This window comes from Oxalicibacterium sp. (genome assembly GCF_035565035.1).
In the GTDB taxonomy this organism is placed as follows: domain Bacteria; phylum Pseudomonadota; class Gammaproteobacteria; order Burkholderiales; family Burkholderiaceae_D; genus Oxalicibacterium.
In genome coordinates this window covers 1-19,721 of record NZ_DATMTD010000054.1, presented here as the reverse complement: position 1 = coordinate 19,721, position 19,721 = coordinate 1, and the positions used below count along the sequence as shown (strand labels likewise).

General features: G+C 57.2%; 15 protein-coding genes. 11 read left to right on the top strand and 4 right to left on the bottom strand.

All coding sequences use genetic code 11. The features are described 5' to 3' along the window. The 8 genes from VN114_RS05050 to VN114_RS05015 all read left to right on the top strand — a co-directional run. Positions 1–697, top strand: a 697-nt coding sequence (locus VN114_RS05050; protein WP_325512626.1) for a formate dehydrogenase subunit alpha, incomplete at its 5' end; no start/stop codon positions are given. A 49-nt stretch (positions 698–746) separates the two neighbouring features. Then, positions 747–1,373, top strand: a complete 627-nt coding sequence (gene fdh3B, locus VN114_RS05045) for a formate dehydrogenase FDH3 subunit beta (protein ID WP_325512625.1) — start codon at positions 747–749, stop codon at positions 1,371–1,373. After that, the gene (locus VN114_RS05040) at positions 1,370–1,597 is read left to right on the top strand and encodes a hypothetical protein (protein WP_325512623.1); all 228 of its coding nucleotides are present in this window, start codon (positions 1,370–1,372) and stop codon (positions 1,595–1,597) included. Before fdh3B ends, VN114_RS05040 begins: the two co-directional genes overlap by 4 nt. A 33-nt stretch (positions 1,598–1,630) precedes the next feature. Beyond that, a complete protein-coding gene (locus tag VN114_RS05035) occupies positions 1,631–2,800 on the top strand; it encodes a formate dehydrogenase subunit gamma (protein ID WP_325512621.1) in 1,170 nt (389 codons plus the stop codon). 23 nt (positions 2,801–2,823) lie between these two features. Further along, complete coding sequence (locus VN114_RS05030) at positions 2,824–3,150, top strand: hypothetical protein (protein WP_325512619.1); 327 nt, start codon at positions 2,824–2,826, stop codon at positions 3,148–3,150. Positions 3,151–3,432: 282 nt separating this feature from the next. Beyond that, complete coding sequence (locus VN114_RS05025; protein ID WP_325512617.1) at positions 3,433–4,278, top strand: formate dehydrogenase accessory sulfurtransferase FdhD; 846 nt, start codon at positions 3,433–3,435, stop codon at positions 4,276–4,278. A 132-nt stretch (positions 4,279–4,410) separates the two neighbouring features. Continuing rightward, positions 4,411–5,115, top strand: a complete 705-nt coding sequence (locus VN114_RS05020) for an ABC transporter permease (RefSeq protein ID WP_325512615.1) — start codon at positions 4,411–4,413, stop codon at positions 5,113–5,115. Then, positions 5,115–5,789 (top strand): energy-coupling factor ABC transporter ATP-binding protein, encoded by a 675-nt coding sequence (locus tag VN114_RS05015; protein WP_325512613.1) that lies wholly within the window; start codon positions 5,115–5,117, stop codon positions 5,787–5,789. Before VN114_RS05020 ends, VN114_RS05015 begins: the two co-directional genes overlap by 1 nt. Positions 5,790–5,860: 71 nt before the next feature. On the opposite strand, the gene imuA is transcribed toward VN114_RS05015, so the two are convergent. The 3 genes from imuA to VN114_RS05000 form a co-directional block, all read right to left on the bottom strand. Beyond that, positions 5,861–6,619 (bottom strand): translesion DNA synthesis-associated protein ImuA, encoded by a 759-nt coding sequence (gene imuA / locus VN114_RS05010; protein ID WP_325512611.1) that lies wholly within the window; start codon positions 6,617–6,619, stop codon positions 5,861–5,863. A 198-nt stretch (positions 6,620–6,817) separates the two neighbouring features. Continuing rightward, positions 6,818–7,126, bottom strand: coding sequence for a hypothetical protein (locus VN114_RS05005; RefSeq protein ID WP_325512609.1), 309 nt, complete (start codon positions 7,124–7,126; stop codon positions 6,818–6,820). A 300-nt stretch (positions 7,127–7,426) separates the two neighbouring features. Further along, positions 7,427–7,744 carry a BON domain-containing protein gene (locus tag VN114_RS05000; RefSeq protein ID WP_325512607.1) on the bottom strand — a complete coding sequence of 106 codons (318 nt, stop codon included), beginning with the start codon at positions 7,742–7,744 and terminating at the stop codon, positions 7,427–7,429. A gap of 369 nt (positions 7,745–8,113) precedes the next feature. On the opposite strand from VN114_RS05000, the gene VN114_RS04995 reads away from it, so the two are divergent. Then, positions 8,114–8,902: an SDR family oxidoreductase gene (locus tag VN114_RS04995; protein ID WP_325512604.1), complete on the top strand. Its 789-nt coding sequence runs from the start codon at positions 8,114–8,116 to the stop codon at positions 8,900–8,902. 117 nt (positions 8,903–9,019) lie between these two features. Here the strand turns inward: VN114_RS04995 and VN114_RS04990 are convergent, their stop codons facing one another. Next, entirely contained in the window at positions 9,020–9,466 is a 447-nt protein-coding gene (locus VN114_RS04990; RefSeq protein ID WP_325512602.1) for a PPC domain-containing DNA-binding protein, read from the bottom strand. A gap of 360 nt (positions 9,467–9,826) precedes the next feature. Between VN114_RS04990 and VN114_RS04985 the strand changes: the two genes are divergently transcribed. Further along, the gene (locus VN114_RS04985; protein WP_325512600.1) at positions 9,827–18,604 is read left to right on the top strand and encodes a GH36-type glycosyl hydrolase domain-containing protein; all 8,778 of its coding nucleotides are present in this window, start codon (positions 9,827–9,829) and stop codon (positions 18,602–18,604) included. A gap of 221 nt (positions 18,605–18,825) precedes the next feature. Next, a partial coding sequence (locus VN114_RS04980; RefSeq protein WP_325512599.1) for a methyltransferase domain-containing protein occupies positions 18,826–19,721 on the top strand: 896 nt, incomplete at its 3' end.

Genomic DNA, 19,721 nt, shown 5'->3' with positions numbered 1-19,721 from the left:
GGCAGCCGAAGGCAAGAACTGGAAAACCGACCTTTCCGGTGGCATCCAGCGCGTCTGCATGCAGGTGCATGGCGTGCATCCGTGGGGCAATGCGAAGGCGCGCGCGGTCGTCTGGAATTTCCCGGACGGCGTGCCGCTGCATCGCGAGCCGATCTACGGCACACGCCCGGATCTGGTCGCCAAATACCCGACGCACGACGACAAGAAAGCCTTTTGGCGCATGCCGACGCTGTACAAATCGCTGCAGCAGAAGAACGTCGAAGAAAAACTGTACGAGAAATTCCCGATCATCCTCACCTCCGGCCGTCTGGTCGAATACGAGGGCGGCGGCGAAGAGACGCGTTCCAATCCGTGGCTGGCCGAACTGCAGCAGGAAAACTTCGTCGAGATCAACCCGAAAGCGGCTTCGGCGCGCGGCATTCGCAACAATGAATATGTGATCGTCTCGACGCCGACCGGCGCGCGCCTGAAGGTCAAGGCGCTGGTAACGGAGCGCGTCGGGGAAGACACGGCATTCATCCCGTTCCACTTTTCCGGCTGGTGGCAGGGCAAGGACATGCTCGACTCCTATCCGGAAGGTGCGGCGCCGATCGTGCGTGGCGAGGCGGTGAATACTGCGACGACCTACGGTTACGACTCGGTGACGATGATGCAGGAAACGAAAACCACGATCTGCAATATTGAAAAGGCGGCGTAGCAATGCATACGACCAAACCGCACGACATCAGGGATGAGGAGAGATCGCCATGGCACGAATGAAATTCATCTGCGATGCGGAACGCTGCATCGAATGCAATAGTTGCGTGACCGCCTGCAAGAACGAGCATGAGGTGCCGTGGGGTGTCAATCGACGGCGTGTGGTGACGGTCAACGACGGTCTGGTCGGGCAGGAAAAATCGATCTCGGTCGCCTGCATGCATTGCTCGGACGCGCCGTGCATGGCGGTCTGTCCGGTCGATTGCTTCTATCGCACCGATGAAGGCGTCGTGCTGCACGACAAGGATATCTGCATCGGTTGCGGATATTGCTCCTACGCGTGCCCGTTCGGTGCGCCGCAATTCCCGTCGAACGGAACCTTCGGCCTGCGCGGCAAGATGGACAAGTGCACGTTCTGCGCCGGTGGGCCGGAAGAAAACGGTTCCAAGGAGGAATTCGAAAAGTACGGACGCAACCGTCTGGCCGAAGGAAAATTGCCGGCCTGTGCAGAAATGTGTTCGACCAAGGCCTTGCTTGGCGGAGATGGTGATGTGATTGCCGATATTTTCCGCACCCGCGTCATCAATCGCGGCAAGGGCAGCGAAGTGTGGGGCTGGGGCACCGCCTACGGTCAGTCGCACGATCCGAAAGCGAAAGCACCGGAGAAAAAATCATGATGCGCACATTCATCATTTCGCTGGCGGCGCTGGCTGTCTTCGGTTGCGGCGAAAAAAGCCAGTCGCAGGCGGATGCACGTGTATCGGGAGACGTTCCACCTTACAAAGGGGCGCACGATCCATATGTCGTGAAGGGCTGGACGCCTGGCAACAAGACCGAATGGGATACACAGATGCGTGCACGTGCACAAGTACAGAATGAGTCCGTGAAAATCGGTAACTGAGTCGATAACTGAGACTTCAGTGAAGGAATGATCATGAAGACATGGTTCGCCAAATTTTCCGTCGGTCTGTCGTTCGCGGTAATCACTGCAGGTACCGCACTGGCGCAGTCCGCGCCGGCGGCTGACGGCACGAAAGCGCAAACGACGGCACAAGCAGCGCCTGCACCTGCAACACAGGGCTTGCCGAATGTGCAGTCGGATGACATCCGCTACCTCAACCAGAACCAGGCTGAGCGCACGCGCGTTCAGCCTGGCAACATGGCGCCGGTCTATCGTCAGATCAAGGAGGGAACGAACAATTATTCCAGCCTGCCGGCACTTGAATCGGGTGTGCTGATCCAGCCGAAAGCACAGTTTCCGGGACAGGCACGGGCCACGACTGCCGGGGAGGCCTGGCGTCTGTATCGCAACGGTCCGCTGACGCTGTATGGCGGCTGGCTGATCATTGTCGTCTTCGTCGGTATTGCGGCTTTCTACTTTTCATTCGGATCGATCAAGTTGAAGGAAGCGCGTACCGGCAGAATCATCGAACGCTTTACCTCGGTTGAACGCATGACGCACTGGACGGTGGCGATCAGTTTTGTGACGCTTGCGCTGACCGGATTGCTGATGTTGTTCGGCAAGCATGTCGTCTTGCCGATATTCGGTCACACATTGTTCGGATGGATTGCGTACGCATGCAAAAACGTGCACAACTTCGTGGGACCGGTGTTTACCGTGGGTTTGATCGTGATGTTCGCCATTTTCGTACGGGATAACTTCCCGGGTAGAGGCGACCTCGACTGGGTCAAGAAACTGGGCGGTGCGCGCGGACACGCCAGCGCCGGCCGTTTCAATGCCGGAGAAAAATTGTGGTTCTGGGGCGGCGTGGTCTTCCTGGGCCTGATTGTCAGCGCCTCTGGTTTTGTACTCGACATGCTGGTGCCGGGCATTCTCTACACACGCGGCAACATGCAGATTGCCAATGTGATTCATCTGGTAGCCGCTGTGCTGATCTTCAGCGCGTCGCTCGGGCACATCTATATGGGCACGCTGGGAATGGAAGGCGCATATGACGCGATGCGCACAGGCTATGTCGACGATGCATGGGCGAAAGAGCATCACGATATCTGGTACGACGAAATCCAGAGTGGCAAGGTGCCGCGTGTGCGCAGCAAGGAAGGCGACGAAAAAGTCGTTGTGCCGACGACAAAGACAGTTTGAATTCCGGCGACGAGGAGAAACCGATGAAAAGACTATCAATTGCGCTGGTAACGCTGATGATGACCGGCATCGCGATGGCCAAGTTGCCGCCGCCGGACGACGCAGCCAAAGCCAAGGCGGCAGAAACGAAAAACAAGACCGCGTGGAGCGACAAGGTCGCTGCCTACAAATTATGTCTGGCGCAGGATCGGGTCGCCGCCCGCTATCTGAAGGACAAAGGCAAGCCGAAGCCGGAATTGTCATTGCCTGCTTGTGCAGATCCGGGTCCTTATGTTGCATTGCAGACCGCCACCGCGACGGTCGGTGTTGCCGATTCCAAGCCGGTTCCGGCTGCCGGCGCAAAAAAATAGTTTTGTCCCTCGCACGCGCGGAAGCCTTTCCGTTGCGTGCCGCGTTTATTTCGTCATTTTCCTTCCTGTCATAGTTGCAACGCTCTCAACGGATTGTCATCCGAAAGACCGGTTTGGTCGCAGCCCGTTATAATCTCTATTCGATTCCCTGTTCAAGCGCGAAGAACTGCTGTCAACGTGGCAATCCAACGGCTAAATCCGCTTGAGTTTGTCAGCGCAACACCTGCATGATTGTTGCCGTTTTACGGTTGAAAGCCTTCACTCGCTGCCCATTCTGAAACCATGTCGCATCGCCCTGAATTTTCCAGTTCGCCGGTCAAGCTGACGTACGAAGTCGATAGCATCGACGAAACGGCGCACGTCTCGCCCGTATCCATTCCGGCGGAACGTCCGTTGACGGTCCATGTCGATGGGCGCGAGCTGATCACGCTAATGACGCTCGGTGCTGCGCCGGAAGCGTTGACGCTTGGCTATCTGCGTAACCAGCGGCTGGTGAAATCGGTTGAAGATATCGCGTCCATTCATGTCGACTGGCCCGGCCACCGGGTAGACGTCACGACGCAAGCCGGTATCGGCGATATCGAGGAACGCACCGCGCATCGTGTCGTGACCACGGGTTGCGGGCAGGGCACAATGTTCGGCGGCTTGATGGACGAGATCGATACCATCGCACTGCCGCCGGATGCACGATTGAAGCAATCGACGCTGTACAAAATCGTCAACACGATACGCACGCAGGATTCCGTCTACGCCAAAGCCGGTTCGGTGCACGGCTGCGGATTGTTTTCCGCCGAAGGTGAACTGCAGTATTTCATCGAGGATGTCGGCCGTCACAATGCAGTCGATTCCATTGCCGGCATGATGTGGCTGGACGATGTGCAGGGTGGCGACAAGGTGTTCTACACAACAGGCCGCCTGACGTCGGAGATGGTGATCAAGGGCGCCCAGATGGGTATCCCGTTCCTGATCTCCCGCTCGGGCACGACGCAGATGGGGCACGCGGTAGCCGAGAAGGTCAACATGACTTTGCTCGCGCGTTGCACCGGCCGGCACTTCCTGCTGGTGACCGGCAAGGAGCGCATGATTTACGAACCCCATCTGCTCGATACGCCACTACGCGTCGCCTGATATTTCATCGTGCCGATATCGTCCTGTTCCTTCGCACTGTGACGGTGCGTTAGAATTGCGGCTGTTCAACATGAGCCCGTCGGAACAATGTGTTCGCCGGTTGCCGCTCCCTCATTTATCCACGACCATTTCATGTCCTTAATCGATGCCACCAGGGATGCGTTCGGCCTGCTGTTTTCAGGCGATCCCGTGCTCTGGAAAATCATCTGGATTTCACTGAAAACCTCGATTGTCGGCTTGCTGATTGCCACGCCGATCGCGGTGCTGATCGGCTATTTGATCGCTACGCATGAGTTTGTCGGCCGTCGTGTCGTGATCTGGATCGCGCAGGCGACGCTCTCGCTTCCTACCGTGCTGGTCGGTCTGCTGCTGTATCTATTGCTGTCACGGCAGGGACCGATGGGCTCGATGCAGTGGCTGTTCACGCAATCGGGCATCATTCTCGGTCAGATATTCATTGTGCTGCCGGTGCTGATCGCATTCACCCTGTCGGCCGTACAGGCCGCCGATCCGCGACTGGCGGAAACTGCCGTCGTGCATGGTGCGTCGAAGTGGCGTGTGATGCTGACGGTATTGCATGAAGTGCGTTTTGGCGTGATGGCCGCGGTGATCAACGGCTTCGGTCGTGTAATTTCGGAAGTCGGATGCGCGATGATGGTTGGCGGCAATATCGCCGGCGAGACGCGTACGATCACAACAGCGATTGCACTGGAAACCAGCAAGGGCGAATTTGCGCAGGGCATCGCGCTTGGCATCGTTCTGATCGCGTTCGCGTTGCTGATCAATGCAGCCATGATGTTGTTACAGGGCGATACCCGGCCGGCGAGGAATATCTGATGGACGAACTGCTCTCCATTCAACGACTGCAAAAGAATTTTCACGAACGCCGTCTGCTCGACATCGAAGATCTTGCCATTGGGCAGTCGCGCGCTTATGTACTGACTGGTGCCAATGGTTCCGGCAAGAGTACGTTGATGCGCATTCTGGCCGGACTGGAATCCGCCGATGCTGCTGATGTGCGTTTCATGGGACAGTCAGTCAATCTTTCTCCCTACTCGCGGACGATGCGTGACGCCGTCGTCTACGTTCATCAGCATCCCGTGATGTTTTCCACGAGCGTTGCAGAAAACATCGGCTACGGTTTGAGCGTGCGTGGCGTGCCGAAAAAAATCGTCGAAGAAAAAGTGGAAGAAGCGATTGCCTGGGCAGGTATCGCGCATCTCCGCAATAACGTGCCGAACTATTTGTCAGGTGGAGAGAAGCAGCGTGTCGCACTGGCGCGGGCGCGCGTGCTGTCGCCGAAATTACTGCTGCTCGACGAACCGACCGCCAACCTCGATGGTGCGGCCCGCGAGCAGGTCATTGCGTTGATCCCGGCACTGGTGGGCGAAGGCAGCAGCGTCATCATGGCCTGTCATGACCGTGACCTGATTGCCTTGCCGGGTGTGCAGCGTTTGAAGATCCGCGACGGTCGGCTGGAAGTACGGCAAATCAACGCGTCCGCGCAATAGCGGACGGTTCCGGGTCCGAGCATATCGGACCTCAAAATCCCGCAGCGATATTACAGCCGGGCTCTACAGGACTAGTTACACCGCGCAGCACGAGGCCGTGCTGCGACCGGTATTTCCATCCCACCCCGACGTTCCAGCGCATACGACGGCACATTGACCGCAGCTCTTGCCAGAGTACGAGTCGGTAAGGGCTGGCTCGTCATTTCTGGCGTCAGCGACAGCACGATCGGTGCAACATGTACCGGTCCGCGACGCTTGACGATATCAACGGACATCCGTCCCGCGGGCATCGGTTGGCAGACGATGCGCAATGGCGCAGGCGACGGTTGGTTCTGCGCAGGCAGCGGACGGAACACGAAGGCCAGTCCGTTCGTATCGGCTGCGGCAAGTTGCAGGCGACGCAAATGATCATCGCGCGCTTCCGGCAGCCAGCACAACAATGCGCCGAAATCGACATTCTTCAATGCAAGTTCGACGGATGGCAGACGGTCGGTCGGATTATCCGCTTCGATCAGGAGCACGCTGTGTGCATCGATACCCAATTCCCGCAATGTTGCGGCGAACGAAATATGTGACGGTGCCAGCAACACAAGCTTTTTCCCGGCTTGCACGATACGTTTCAATGCCGGGGCCAGCAGACGCAGTTCGCCGGCATCCGGATTCGCCAGCAGCAACTCGATCAGCATCGAAGCCGGCCAGCCGCCATTCGGCAATTCGCGGTCGAGCGGCGGGTAGCCCGATGCTATGCGGACCGGTCGATCGCGCCAGTTATCCGACGAAAAAGACTGCGACGATGAAGCAAACGGAAGAGCGGACGGAACTGCGGCCATGAGAAACCTCCAAAAGTGCTGTTTGGGACAAAGTGCGGTGCATGACCGCGCGTTATCAATATACTGTATGAATGTACAGTATAAAAGGTTTATTCACGATTTGGGAAGGGGTGTGGTTTTTTGAGCGAGTCAGGCGATTCTCAATCAATCAGTCAACCAATCAGGTCTTTCAGGCGCCAGCAGTATCAATGTTCATTGTCACCACAGGGTGTACGTCATGATGAAGCCGGCGGAGACCATCGCCGTCAAGGCGACGGCAAACAGGAGGTCTGCCATGCGCGTCAGGATGCGCGATGTTGCCGGGCGACGGCTGCGTAATGCCCAGAATACGCAATAGGTGCAGAGCAGGAACAGCAATGCGCTGAGTACGAATATATCGTCGACGATCGTTTTCGCGTCAATTTTTCTGAGGGTGGCAAACAGCGTTGCGGCAGTAATGCACAGCCCGGCCATGGTCCCGGAGGTCGAGAGCAGATGGCGTAGTTCTTCGCGGGTATCGGAATCCATGGTCACGTCCTGCAGAGTGGAGGCGAGCTTATTGTAGGTGCGTTTTGTAAATGGCTGGTGACGTGGTGGGGTCGGAATGTAACGACGAGCAGTACGCGTCAATAACACTCTTCAGGCGACGATGCACAGAATTTGGCTCGCCCGCGCAGCCTTGTCGCGACGAAGTACTTTTTCCCCTCGAACGGGGATGCCCCTGCAAAAAAAACGGCCTCGCTGACGGCGCGCAAGCGTGTCATCAGCGAGACCGTCGTCCCCGATCCACCGAAACGATGAATCAGGAATAAACAGATCTGTCAGTAATTACTTGGAAGGTTTGATCTGCAGATTGTTTTTCACGTCCTTGACGCCTTCCACGCTTTTTGCTGCGCTCACAGCAGCATTGGCTTTTTCACGGCTGTCGACAAAACCGGCCAGCGAGACAACGCCGCGATAAGTATCGACGTTGATCGATGCAGCTTGGCCGACGCCCTGGCTTTGCGCGATTTCCGTTTTGACTTTGCTGGTCAGCGTTGCGTCGTCAAAGGTTTGTCCGGCGCTACGCGAGGTAGCGGTGGACGAGCATGCTGCAGTGATGACAGCAAATGCAAGGGTCAACATGATGGTCGCAAATTTTTTCATGGCAGTACTCCTTCTTCTGATTGATTATGATTGCCGATCGTGTGCGATTCACTTGGAATGCGCGCCGGAAACGACATCGCGGTGTGCTTCGAACTTGATAGACGCATGGAACGTGCCAGAAGTTGCATTAATGCCGAAAACGTTGTGGTGCAATGCGTTGCGCCCGGTCGATGAAAAATTTCTCTTCTTCAATAAAGGTTGCCCATACAAAATTAGTCAAAGGACGCCGGCATTTTTTACAATCCACCCGCCTGCATCAAATTCAGCTTAGGCATATCCTTGTTCGCAGATTCGGTTGGTTGATAAGGAGGTGCAGCCAATCTTATCCAGTAATCTCTACTCATCAGTCATTCATGCGGAGAAAAATAAATGGATTTTCATCTGAACGGCAAACTTGCATTGATATCGGGTTCCACGAAAGGTATCGGTCTCGCCATCGCAACGGGACTGGCACGTGAAGGTGCGCACGTGATCGTGAATGGACGTTCGCAGCAATCGGTCGATCAGGCGCTTGCTTCATTGCGGTCACAGGTGTCGGGGGCGAAGGCCGACGGATTTGTCGGTGATCTGTCGAACGCACAGCAGATCCAAGCGCTGGTCAGGCAGCATCCGGCTGTCGATATCCTGGTCAACAATCTCGGTATCTTCGATCCCAAGCCGTTCGACGATATTCCGGATGAGGACTGGCAACACTTTTTCGATACCAACGTGATGTCGGGCGTGCGACTGACACGCGCCTATCTGTCCCAGATGAAAAAGAAGAACTGGGGACGCGTCGTTTTCATCAGTAGCGAGAGCGGCGTGCAGATCCCGGTGGAAATGATTCATTACGGCGTGACGAAAACTGCGCAACTAGGCCTGTCGCGCGGGCTAGCGGAAACATGTGCCGGAACCGGCGTGACGGTCAATGCCGTATTGCCGGGGCCGACCAAATCGGAAGGCGTATCCGACTTCGTGCAAAAACTGTCCGGCGGGAAATCGTTCGAGGCGATGGAGAAGGAATTCTTCGAGACCGCGCGTCCTACCTCATTGCTCAAGCGTTTCACAACGCCGGAAGAGGTTGCCAACATGGTTGTGTATGTGTGTTCGGAACTATCGTCCGCTACCAACGGCGCCGCATTGCGAGTTGATGGCGGCGTGGTGAAGTCGGCGTTTTGATTGGACTGCCATTTGCATTGGCTGCCGGCACACCTCGTCACGATATTGAAAAATGCGCCGGCAGTTTTTACATCCATGCATGTGTTGCATCGCCTTGACCGCATGCATTGAAGCTGTCTACACGGATTCGGGACCGATGCTGATCAGTGCCAGTCCGCTTTCCGCATCGAACGATCGTTTCAGATAGCCTGGTGATTCGGTGACGATGATTTCCAGCGTCGGCCGTACATAGGCCGCCAGCAGATGACCGCCGTGCGCGGTGCCGTCGCGTTTGCCGACGACCACGTGCATATGTGTTTTCGGTTCGTCGTCCTGTAGTGCGATATCGCCGATCAATGACAGTACTTCGACCTGTTCATTGATTGCAATTTTTTCGTATTCCTTCTGTTCCCAACTGAAGTAGCCCAACGTGGCGCTGCTGAAGGCGCCAATTGCCGTGAAACGGCTGGCATCCAGCGCATGCTCCTTCGCAAAGCGCTGCAATTGCGAAGCGACTTCTTCACCGGTTTCCAGTATGACGGCATAGGTCTTTTCGGAACCGTCGTTGATTAACTTGACACGCATGGTAACCTTTCATTGATTGCATTCGATTCAGTCTTCATTTTCCCGCAGTGGTCGCACGTCACGGGCCTGCTGTATCAACTGCCTTTACTTGCCTGATGTAAAGCGGGGAACTCTTGCTCATTTCCCACTCTCCAACTGAGCAAAATACGGGCCACCATGTTGTCTAGGAACCGCGCAAGCGGGAGGGGAAAAATATGGTCATCACTATCGAGATGCATGCGTTTTCATCATGCACGAAGCAATTCTCCAAGGACAGCAGTCATTCGCGTCTTCATTGTGCGTCCGGCTACAGCGAGTGCAGGAGCAGGTCCGCAGTTCTGAAACAAGAAAAATTTCCTCGTCGGCAAAGCGAGGACTCCCTTGTTTAAAAAATTATTTCATCCCGATCAAAGACTGAACGCATCGCTTGACGACGACAATCCTGCCGATCAGCCGGTACGCGCCGAAATATTCAGTGCGGAAAGGCTGGAAGCACATGCCGCGCAACTGGCGTCGCAACTGAAAACAGGCGAGGCGCCACGCTGCACCAGCCTGTCGATCATGACGCGGGAAAACGGCAAGGTGCTGGTGGCGGCACATGCCGCCATCGAGCGCGCCTCGGCAGAACGTCGCGCAATCACATCGGCTGCTGAGTGGTTGCTAGACAACCTGCATGTCGTCGAAGAAAACGTGGCTGGCGTCATCGAGCAATTGTCGCGGCGCATACGAAAGTCCTTGCCCAAGCTGGTGAATGGCGAACATGCAGGCCAGCCACGCATCTATGCATTGTGCTGGGCATTCGCGGCCCATACCGACAATCACTTCGATGCCGATCTGTTGACGCGTTTCATTCGCGCTTATCAACGCGTGCAGCCGTTGACCATGATTGAATTGTGGGTGTTGCCGGTAGTCCTGCGAGCGGTATTACTGGAGCATTTGCGAAGGATTGCGGTACGCGTGATCAAGGCGCAGGCGGCCCGTCAGGCTGCCGACGATTTTGCCAACGATCTGGTCGTGCTCGCGCAGAAAGTGCCGGAAAGCGAACAGTCTGCAGTCGTTCTTCCCGCCGGAAAATTGCGGCAGCCGTTTGTCGTGCAGCTGGTACAACGCCTGCGTTATCAGGAACCGGGCTTTACGCCTTTGCTCGATGCGCTCGGCACCCGTCTCGTCGAACAGGACCTGACCATCGATGATCTGGTCATGCGTGAGCACACGACGCAGGTTGCCGCGAACCAGACGATACGCAACATCATTACCAGCATGCGTGCGATCGCTGCATTCGACTGGCGAGCCTTTTTTGAATCGGTAAGCCTGGTTGAACAGAAACTGCAAACCTTGCCGAATTACACCGTACTCGATTTCCTGACACGGGATCGTTACCGCAAGATCATCCAGCAGATTTCCCTGAATGGCAGCTATTCCGAACAGCAGATTGCCGATGCGCTGGTGCGCAAGATCGAATCGCATCTCGCCAGCAAGGAGAAAGATGCGGTAGTCGATGAATGCACCCGCGATCCTGGCTACTACCTGCTGGGGCGAGGCCGCGCTGAACTGGAAGCGGAACTTGGCTATCAACCGGACCTGTCGCAAAAGCTGAAGCGCCATTACATCGCACATGCGGCGCTTTACTATCCGCTGACGATTCTGGTGATGGCATTTTTCATTTTGCTGTTTCCGCTGCTGACGACGCGCGACGCGGGGACGCCGACCGTCCTGCTCGCATTGCTGCTGACTGCCGGCTTTTTTCCCGCGACGGATATTGCAGTCACGCTATCCAACAAGATATTGATGCGTCTGTTCTGGCCGCGTCATTTACCGCGTCTGGAACTGGTAGATATCTCGGACAACATGCGCACCTTTGTCGCGATGCCGGTGATGCTGACCGGTGACGACGGTATCGAAGAAGAAATCCGTCAGCTGGAAACGCATTACCTCGCCAATCCGGACGGCGAGGTTTATTTCGCGCTGCTGTCGGACTGGGCGGATGCGAACCAGGAACACATGCCGCAGGATCTGCCGCTGCTGGAAAAGGCGCGGCATGGCATCGCCGAACTGAACGCACGTTACGGGCCAAGTGCGAGCGGGCAGACGCGTTTTTACATCCTGCACCGGCGGCGTCTGTGGAATGCATCGGAAGGAAAATGGATGGGCTGGGAACGCAAGCGCGGCAAGCTGCACGAGTTCAACCGGCTGTTGCGCGATGCGCTCGACACGTCGTTCATCGCGAACGGCACACCGGTGCCGCGCAACGTGCGCTACGTCGTCACGCTGGATGCCGATACACGCATGCCGATCGGTGCGTTGCGCGCACTGGTAGGTGTCGCCGCGCATCCGTTGAATCAGCCGCGTCATGATCCGGTCACGCATCAGGTTGTCGAAGGCTACGGCATTTTGCAACCACGCATTACGCCGACATTGCCGACTCCGCAGGAGCGTACGCTGTATCGTCGTTTCTTTGCGGCGCGCGGCGGCGTCGATCCGTACGGCGCGGCCGTGCCGGATGTCTATCAGGATGTGTTCGGCTGGGGCAGTTATTCGGGAAAAGGTCTGTACGACGTCGATGCGTTCGAACGGGCACTGGCTGGCAAGGTGCCGGAAAACACGATGTTGAGTCACGACCTGTTCGAGGGCGCGTTGGCACGTTGCGCACTGGTGAACGATGTCGAGCTGTTCGAGGATTTCCCGTCACATGTGGAAGAAGCTGCCGCACGCCAGCATCGATGGACGCGCGGCGACTGGCAACTTTTGCCGTGGCTGCTGCATGCGGGACGCGTGTCGATGTCGGTGATCGACCGTTTGAAAATCACCGACAACCTGCGCCGTTCATTGATGGCGCCGGCCATTCTGGTCACGCTGGTCGCCGCGTTGTGCATGGAATCCGCGCCGGCATGGCCATGGCTGTTGCTGGGTATTGTCGGTCTGGCGTCGCCGTCCGTGTTTCAGTTTGTTTCCGACCTGATGCCGCATCGCGACGATATTTCATTCAAGGCACATTGGCGACGCGGATTGGCTGTTCTGCCGGATACCCTAGCCGTGATTTTCATTTCGCTCGCGGTGTTGACGCAACATGCATGGCTGATGATCGACGCGATAGGGCGTACGCTGATTCGCCTGACGTTGACACGCAGGCGATTGCTGGAATGGGTGACGTCGGCGCAGGTGCGACGCAACAAGCAATATTCGATCGTCAGCTTCGTCTGGCGGGGACGCGTCGGCATGGCGATCGCCGTGGCGATTGCCGCGATTGTGCTGTCCTTCAATCCATCGCACTGGTATCAGGCGCTGCCTTTCATTCTGCTGTGGCTGCTCGGTCCGGCGATTGCACGGGCGATCAGTCTGCCGCCGGTCGATCGGGATGTCGAACATCTTGATGAAAATGAAGCGACCGAATTGCGCCTGATTGCGCGTCGTACCTGGCGCTTCTTCACGACCTTCGTCACCGCACAGGATCATCATCTGCCGCCGGATAATTTTCAGGAAGAACCGCATCCCGTTGTTGCGCACCGGACGTCGCCGACCAATTTCGGCTTGTATCTACTGTCGGTCGCCAGCGCACGCGATTTCGGCTGGATCGGCTTGAGCGAAACGATGCGCAGGCTGGAACTGACGATGGGTACCTTGCAGGAATTGCCGCGCTATCACGGCCATTTCTACAACTGGTACGAAACCGAAAGACTGGAAGTGCTGCCGCCGCGTTACATCTCGACGGTCGATAGCGGCAATCTGGCAGGACATCTGTTCGTGCTGGCGCAGATGTGCAAGGGCGAACGCGAAAAGAGCGTGTTGCGTCCGACGGCGCTGAACGGATTGCGCGATACCGCGTTGCTGCTGCGCATGGCTATCGATGGCATCGGTCGGGAATTGCGCACGCAGGCGGTCAGCATTCAGGAATTGCGTAAAAGTGCGGAACAATTCAGCGACATGCTTGACGTGGAAGATTACGCGCCGCTCACCTATGGTTTCTGGAAGAAACTGGCCGGGCATGCGGAAAACCTGTTCGACCTGACACAGGCGATTGCCTCCGATCTACAGGAGCCGCATCGGGATGTGCTTGCGTGGGCGGGCGAATTGCGAGACTCGGTACGTTCGCATTGCGACGACTTTGTTGCCGTGCTGCCGTGGACGCACCTGGAAGCCGAAGACATGATCGACGGCCGCAACGCCGCGTTGTGGAAACTGGTGCATGCGCACTTCGATCCGAACGCGGAACTCGCCGATCTGCCTGCCAGCTATGCGACAACGCAGGGTGAAGTGCGCCGATTGTATGCATCGCAGAACCGTCTCGATCCGGACGTCATTCCATCCGAGCTCTTCGAAGAGCTGGATGCATCGCTGACGCAGGCCGGATTGTCGGTGATGAAATGGATAGAGCGCCTCGATGCGCTGGAAACACTGGCGCGCAGCATGGCGACCGAGATGGATTTCCGCTTCCTGTTGTCGCCGGAGCGCAAGCTGTTCTCGATCGGCTACAACGTCGATGAAGGCAGGCTGGATGACAGCTATTACGATCTGATGGCATCCGAAGCGCGGCTCGCAAGTCTGGTGGCGATTGCCGAACGGCAGGCGCCGCCATCCCACTGGTTCCGTCTCGGCCGTCGCATGCTGGCATCGACCGACGGCCCGGTTCTGGCGTCGTGGTCCGGTTCGATGTTCGAATACCTGATGCCGTCACTGGTGGTTTCCACGCCGCGCGGCAGCATGCTCGACCAGACTTGCCGCGGCATCGTCGCACGACAGATCGAATACGGCGAGGAACGGAATGTGCCGTGGGGGATTTCGGAATCGGCGCTCAATCTTCGCGATCGCGATTTCACGTATCAATACTCGGCGTTCGGCGTACCCGGCCTCGGCTTGAAGCGCGGCCTGGAGAAGGATGTTGTCATCGCACCGTACGCCACTGGCCTGGCTGCGATGTACATGCCGAAAAGCGCGACAAGCAATTTCCGCCGATTGGCGGGAATGGGCGCGCTGGGCGAGTATGGATTCTACGAGGCACTCGATTTCACACCGGGCCGTCGCAAGGAAAACCAGACCGTCGCAATCGTGCGCGCCTACATGGCACATCATCAGGGCATGTTGCTGGTGTCGCTTGGCAATGTGCTGAACGGTCGCGCGATGCGTCGTCGCTTCCATCGCGAACCGATCATTCATGCCGCAGAACTGCTGCTGCACGAATCGCAGCCCCGCTGGATTCGTACGGCATCGCTGGTCATACGGGAAGATGTATTGCGTCCGACAGTGGTCATGCCGGAATCCGGCGTGGCACGTCATTTCGATACTGCGATGACGGCGTTGCCGGAGACGCAATTGCTGTCCAACGGTCATTACGCCGTGATGTTGACGGCGGCCGGGTCCGGTTACAGCCTGTGGAACAAACTGGGCGTGAGCCGCTGGCGCGAAGACGCGACACGCGACCAATGGGGCAGTCATCTTTATCTGCGCGATACGGAAAGCGGAAAATTCTGGTCGGCCTGTCATCAACCGACCGCCGTCGAGCCGGACAGCTATGAGGTCAAGTTTGCCGAAGATCGTGCGCGTTTTTCGCGCAAGGACGGTTCGCTGTCGAGCATGCTGGAAGTGATTGTGTCGCCGGAAGACGATGCCGAGCTGCGCCGGTTGACATTGACCAACAACGGTTCGCGTACCCGTTTCATTGAAGTGACGTCGTACATGGAAGTGCTGCTGGCACCGGTCGCTGCCGATATCGCACATCCGGCATTTTCCAATCTGTTTGTCGAAACCGAATATCTGCACGATGTACGCGGACTGCTGGCATCGCGCCGGCCGCGCAAGGACGGAGAAGTTCGGCCGTGGGCGGCGCACGTTGTGGCAAGCGGCGAGGGCAGCGGAGTTGGCAGGGACTCGATGAGCGGCGTTGAATACGAAACCGACCGGGCACGTTTCATCGGACGCGGTCAGGACATCGGCAATCCACGCTCGATTGTCGGCGGCAGGCCGTTGTCGAATACGGTCGGTGCGGTGCTCGATCCGATCTTCAGCTTGCGTGTGCGTGTACGCATCGATCCCGGTGAAGTGAAGCATCTTGTCTTCGCAACGATGGCCGCCGAGTCGCGGGAAGCGATCGTCAATCTGGCGGACAAATATCACGACGGTTCGGCGTTTTCGCGTATTTCCGCTCTCGTCTGGACACATGCACAGGTACGCCTGCACTATTTGCGCATTGAAAATTACGAAGCGGAGCTGTTCCAGCATCTGGCCAGCCGTATCCTGTTTTCCGACCGCGCATCGCGCGTCGGCAGTCATGTGCTGCGCGCCATGCGCTTGAATCAGACGGGGTTGTGGGGACAGGGAATTTCCGGCGACCGGCCGATTGTGCTGTTGCGCATGTCGCGCCAGGAAGACTTGCGACTGGTATCGCAGTTGCTGCGTGCGCATGAATACTGGCGCATGAAGCAGTTGCCGGTCGATCTCGTCATCCTGAACGAGAAAGGCACATCCTACGCGCAAGAATTGCAGAGCGCGATGGAAAACATGGTGCGTGCGGCGCAGGCATTTTCCGCCCAGCAGGAGCAGGGCGAACGTGGCGGCGCCTATCTGGTACGCGCCGACCTGATTACCGACGATGAACGTACGTTGCTGCTGGCAGTCGCTCGCGTTGTACTGGAAGGCGGACAAGGCAGCCTGGCCGAACAGTTGCAGCCGCGTCCCGATAACGACAGCGATGCGCCTTTCTCCTGGCTGGAACGTCGTTCGCGTTTGCCGCAAGGTGCGCCTGCAACGGAAGCGCCGCAACTGACGCTGTTCAACGGACTCGGCGGATTCGACAAGAACGGTCGCGAGTACGTGATTGTATTGACGCAGGATCAGGTGACGCCGGCGCCATGGATCAATGTAATCGCCAATCCCTCCTTCGGCTTTACCGTTTCGGAACGGGGCACGGGTTATACCTGGAGCTTGAACAGTCGCGAAAACAAGCTGACGTCATGGTCCAACGACCCTGTTTCCGATCCGCCGGGCGAAGCGTTCTACATTCGCGATGAAGATAGCGGTGTGCTGTGGAGTCCGACGATGTCGCCGATCCGCGTACCGAATGCGACGTACACGACGCGCCATGGACAAGGCTACAGCCGGTTCGAACTGAATTGCAGCGGTATTAAAAGCGAACTGCTGCAATTCGTCAGCTGGGATGATCCGGTCAAGATCTGCCGTCTGCGGTTGAAGAACGTGTCGCGCGGCCAGCGTCGTCTGTCTCTCACAGCCTATGTCGAGTGGGTGATGGGCGCCATGCGTTCAGCCAATGCACCGTTCATCGTTACCGAACACGATGTTGAAAGCGGTGCCTTGTTTGCGCGAAATTCCTGGAATATTGAATTCGGCCAACGGGTTGCCTTCGTCGATCTGTGCGGCCGACAGACTGCGTGGACGGGCGACCGCAAGGAATTCATCGGGCGCAATGGAAGCATGCGCAGTCCGGCAGGACTGATGCCGGGACGCACCTTGTCAAACCGCACCGGTGCAGGATTCGACCCATGCAGCGTCGTGCAATCGACGATGGAGATCGAAACCGGTGAAGAAGTGGAGATCGTATTCCTGATGGGACAGGCCGACAATGCCGATGAGGCGCGCACGTTGGTGCAACGCTATCGCGCAGCAGATATCGATGCCGTGTTCGACACCAGCCAGCGTCACTGGCAGGACATCCTGCAGACGGTACAGGTCGAAACGCCCGATCGTTCAATGGACTATCTGCTCAACGGCTGGCTGCTGTATCAGACCTTGAGTTGCCGCTTCTGGGCGCGCACGGCGTTCTATCAGGCTGGCGGTGCCTACGGTTTTCGCGATCAGCTGCAGGATACGCAGGCACTTGCGCTGGCGGCGCCGCAACTCGCACGCGACCAGATTCTGCGTGCCTCGTCGCGTCAATTTCCGGAAGGCGATGTGCAGCACTGGTGGCATCCGCCGAGCGGACGCGGCGTACGTACGCATATCTCTGACGACCTGATCTGGTTGCCGTATTGCGCCGCGCATTACGTCGAAACCACCGGGGACACACAACTGTATGACGAGATGATTCCTTTCCTGGAAGGCGACTTGTTGCCACCAGAGAAGGAAGACAACTATTTTGAAGCGAAGATCTCCGAAGAAAAGGCGAGCGTGTACGAACACTGCGCACGCGCGCTCGATCACAGTCTGCGCACCGGCCCGCACGGCTTGCCGTTGATGGGCGGCGGCGACTGGAACGACGGCATGAACCGTGTCGGCCATGAAGGCAAGGGCGAAAGCGTCTGGCTTGCCTGGTTCCTGTATGCGACATTGCAGCGCTTCGCACCAGTTGCGGAAGCATGCGGCGATCATGAGCGCGTCAAACGCTGGCAGCTGCATGCAGCGGACCTGAAAAAATCCGTTGAGATGCATGCATGGGATGGTGCATGGTATCGGCGCGCCTATTTCGATGACGGCACGCCGCTCGGTTCCGCCAGCAGTGCAGAGTGCCGCATCGATTCGATTGCGCAAAGCTGGTCTGTGATTTCCGGCGCCGGCGAGCCGGCACGCACGCAACGCGCAATGGAATCGGTGGATCAGTATCTGGTTCGTCCCGGTGACGATCTGATCCTGCTGTTCACGCCGCCATTCGACAAGACGCCGCTTGATCCGGGTTACATCAAGGGATATCTGCCGGGCGTGCGCGAAAACGGCGGGCAGTACACGCATGCGGCAGTGTGGTGCCTGATTGCCTATTCGATGATGGGCAACGGCAGCCAGGCGCATGACCTGTTCAAGATGATCAACCCTGCCAATCGCACCAGCACACGCACCGGAATGTCGGCCTACAAGGTCGAACCGTATGCGGTCGCGGCGGACATCTACGCCGAATCGCCGCACGTACGCCGCGGTGGATGGACGTGGTACACCGGTGCAGCGGGTTGGCTGTATCGCGCCGGTGTTGAATTCATCCTCGGATTGCGGGTCAAGGGAAACCTGCTCACGTTCGATCCCTGTCTGCCACCGGAATGGCGCAATGCCAAGCTGCATTATCGTCACGGAAAAACGCACTACAACGTCACGATCCAGAATCTGAACGGCATCAGTAAGGGTGTTGTCCGTGTCGATCTGGATGGCGTTCCTCAGACTGGTCTGGAGATTGTTCTGCAGGATGACGGTGTGGCGCATGCGGTCACCGTGGTGATGGGGGCGTAGATTGATGTTGTGAATTGATGTCGTGAATTGATGTCGTTATATTCACGATCTGAATGACACGACATCAAATTTCCTATCGAATCCCGTGTGATATTTCCAACAGGAAAACAGCCATGTAAAACAGCGTCATATTCCGGCTTTGCTTTATCGGCGCGTGTTCATAATGGTTCGCTACCAATGGCGAACCGCCATGCAACACACACGTCGATAAAGGGATGAACATGCTGACCGAACGCGAAGTTGAAAGCTGCTATCTGGGGCAATTCATTCCGGTGCATTACCACCACAACATGCTGATGGATAATCGCCGGATGTCGGGTTTCAAGACGGCCATCGATTACGTGGTTTCGCCCGGCAGCAAGGTGCTGGAACTGGGCGGCGGCACCGGTGTGTTGTCATGGTTCGCCGCGGCGAAGGCGGAGAAGGTCTGGTGCGTCGAATACAACCCGGATCTGGTTAAGGAAGCAAAACGTTTTCTTTCGCAAAACGACAATGGCAACAAGGTCGAGGTCGTGCAAGGCGATGCGTTCGAATATCTGCCTCCGGAGCCGGTCGATGTCGTCATCTGTGAAATGATTCACACCGCCATGCTGCGTGAAAAGCAGGTGCAGGTGATTGAGTCGTTCAAAAAGCGCTATCTGGAAAAATTCGGCGGTCCCTTGCCGAAATTCATTCCCGAAGCAATGATCATGGCAGTCCAACCTTTGCAGCAGGACTACTGCTTTGAAGGCTTCAACGCGCCCATCGTGCAATTCCAGGAACCGACTGCAATTCAGAACGGCACCGTGGAACTGGCACAACCTTCGGTCTACACGATGCTGGATTTTACGCAGACTGTTTCCGCAGATATCCTCTGGCAGGGCGTATTCAGGATCGAGCGCGATGGTACCGTCAATGCCTTGCGTTTCATCACGAAGAATATTCTCGCGGTCGTCATGGAACAATCGGCAACGATCGATTGGCTGAATCATTATCTTGTGTTGCCGCTTGGCGAACCGGTTGCAGTCAAGGCAGGGCAGCAGTTGCACGTCGGATTTTTTTATCGCACCGGCGGATCGATCCCGTCATTGCAGGCGTCGATTCGCGCCGGCGGCATCGAGATCTTCTCGGCAGAAAT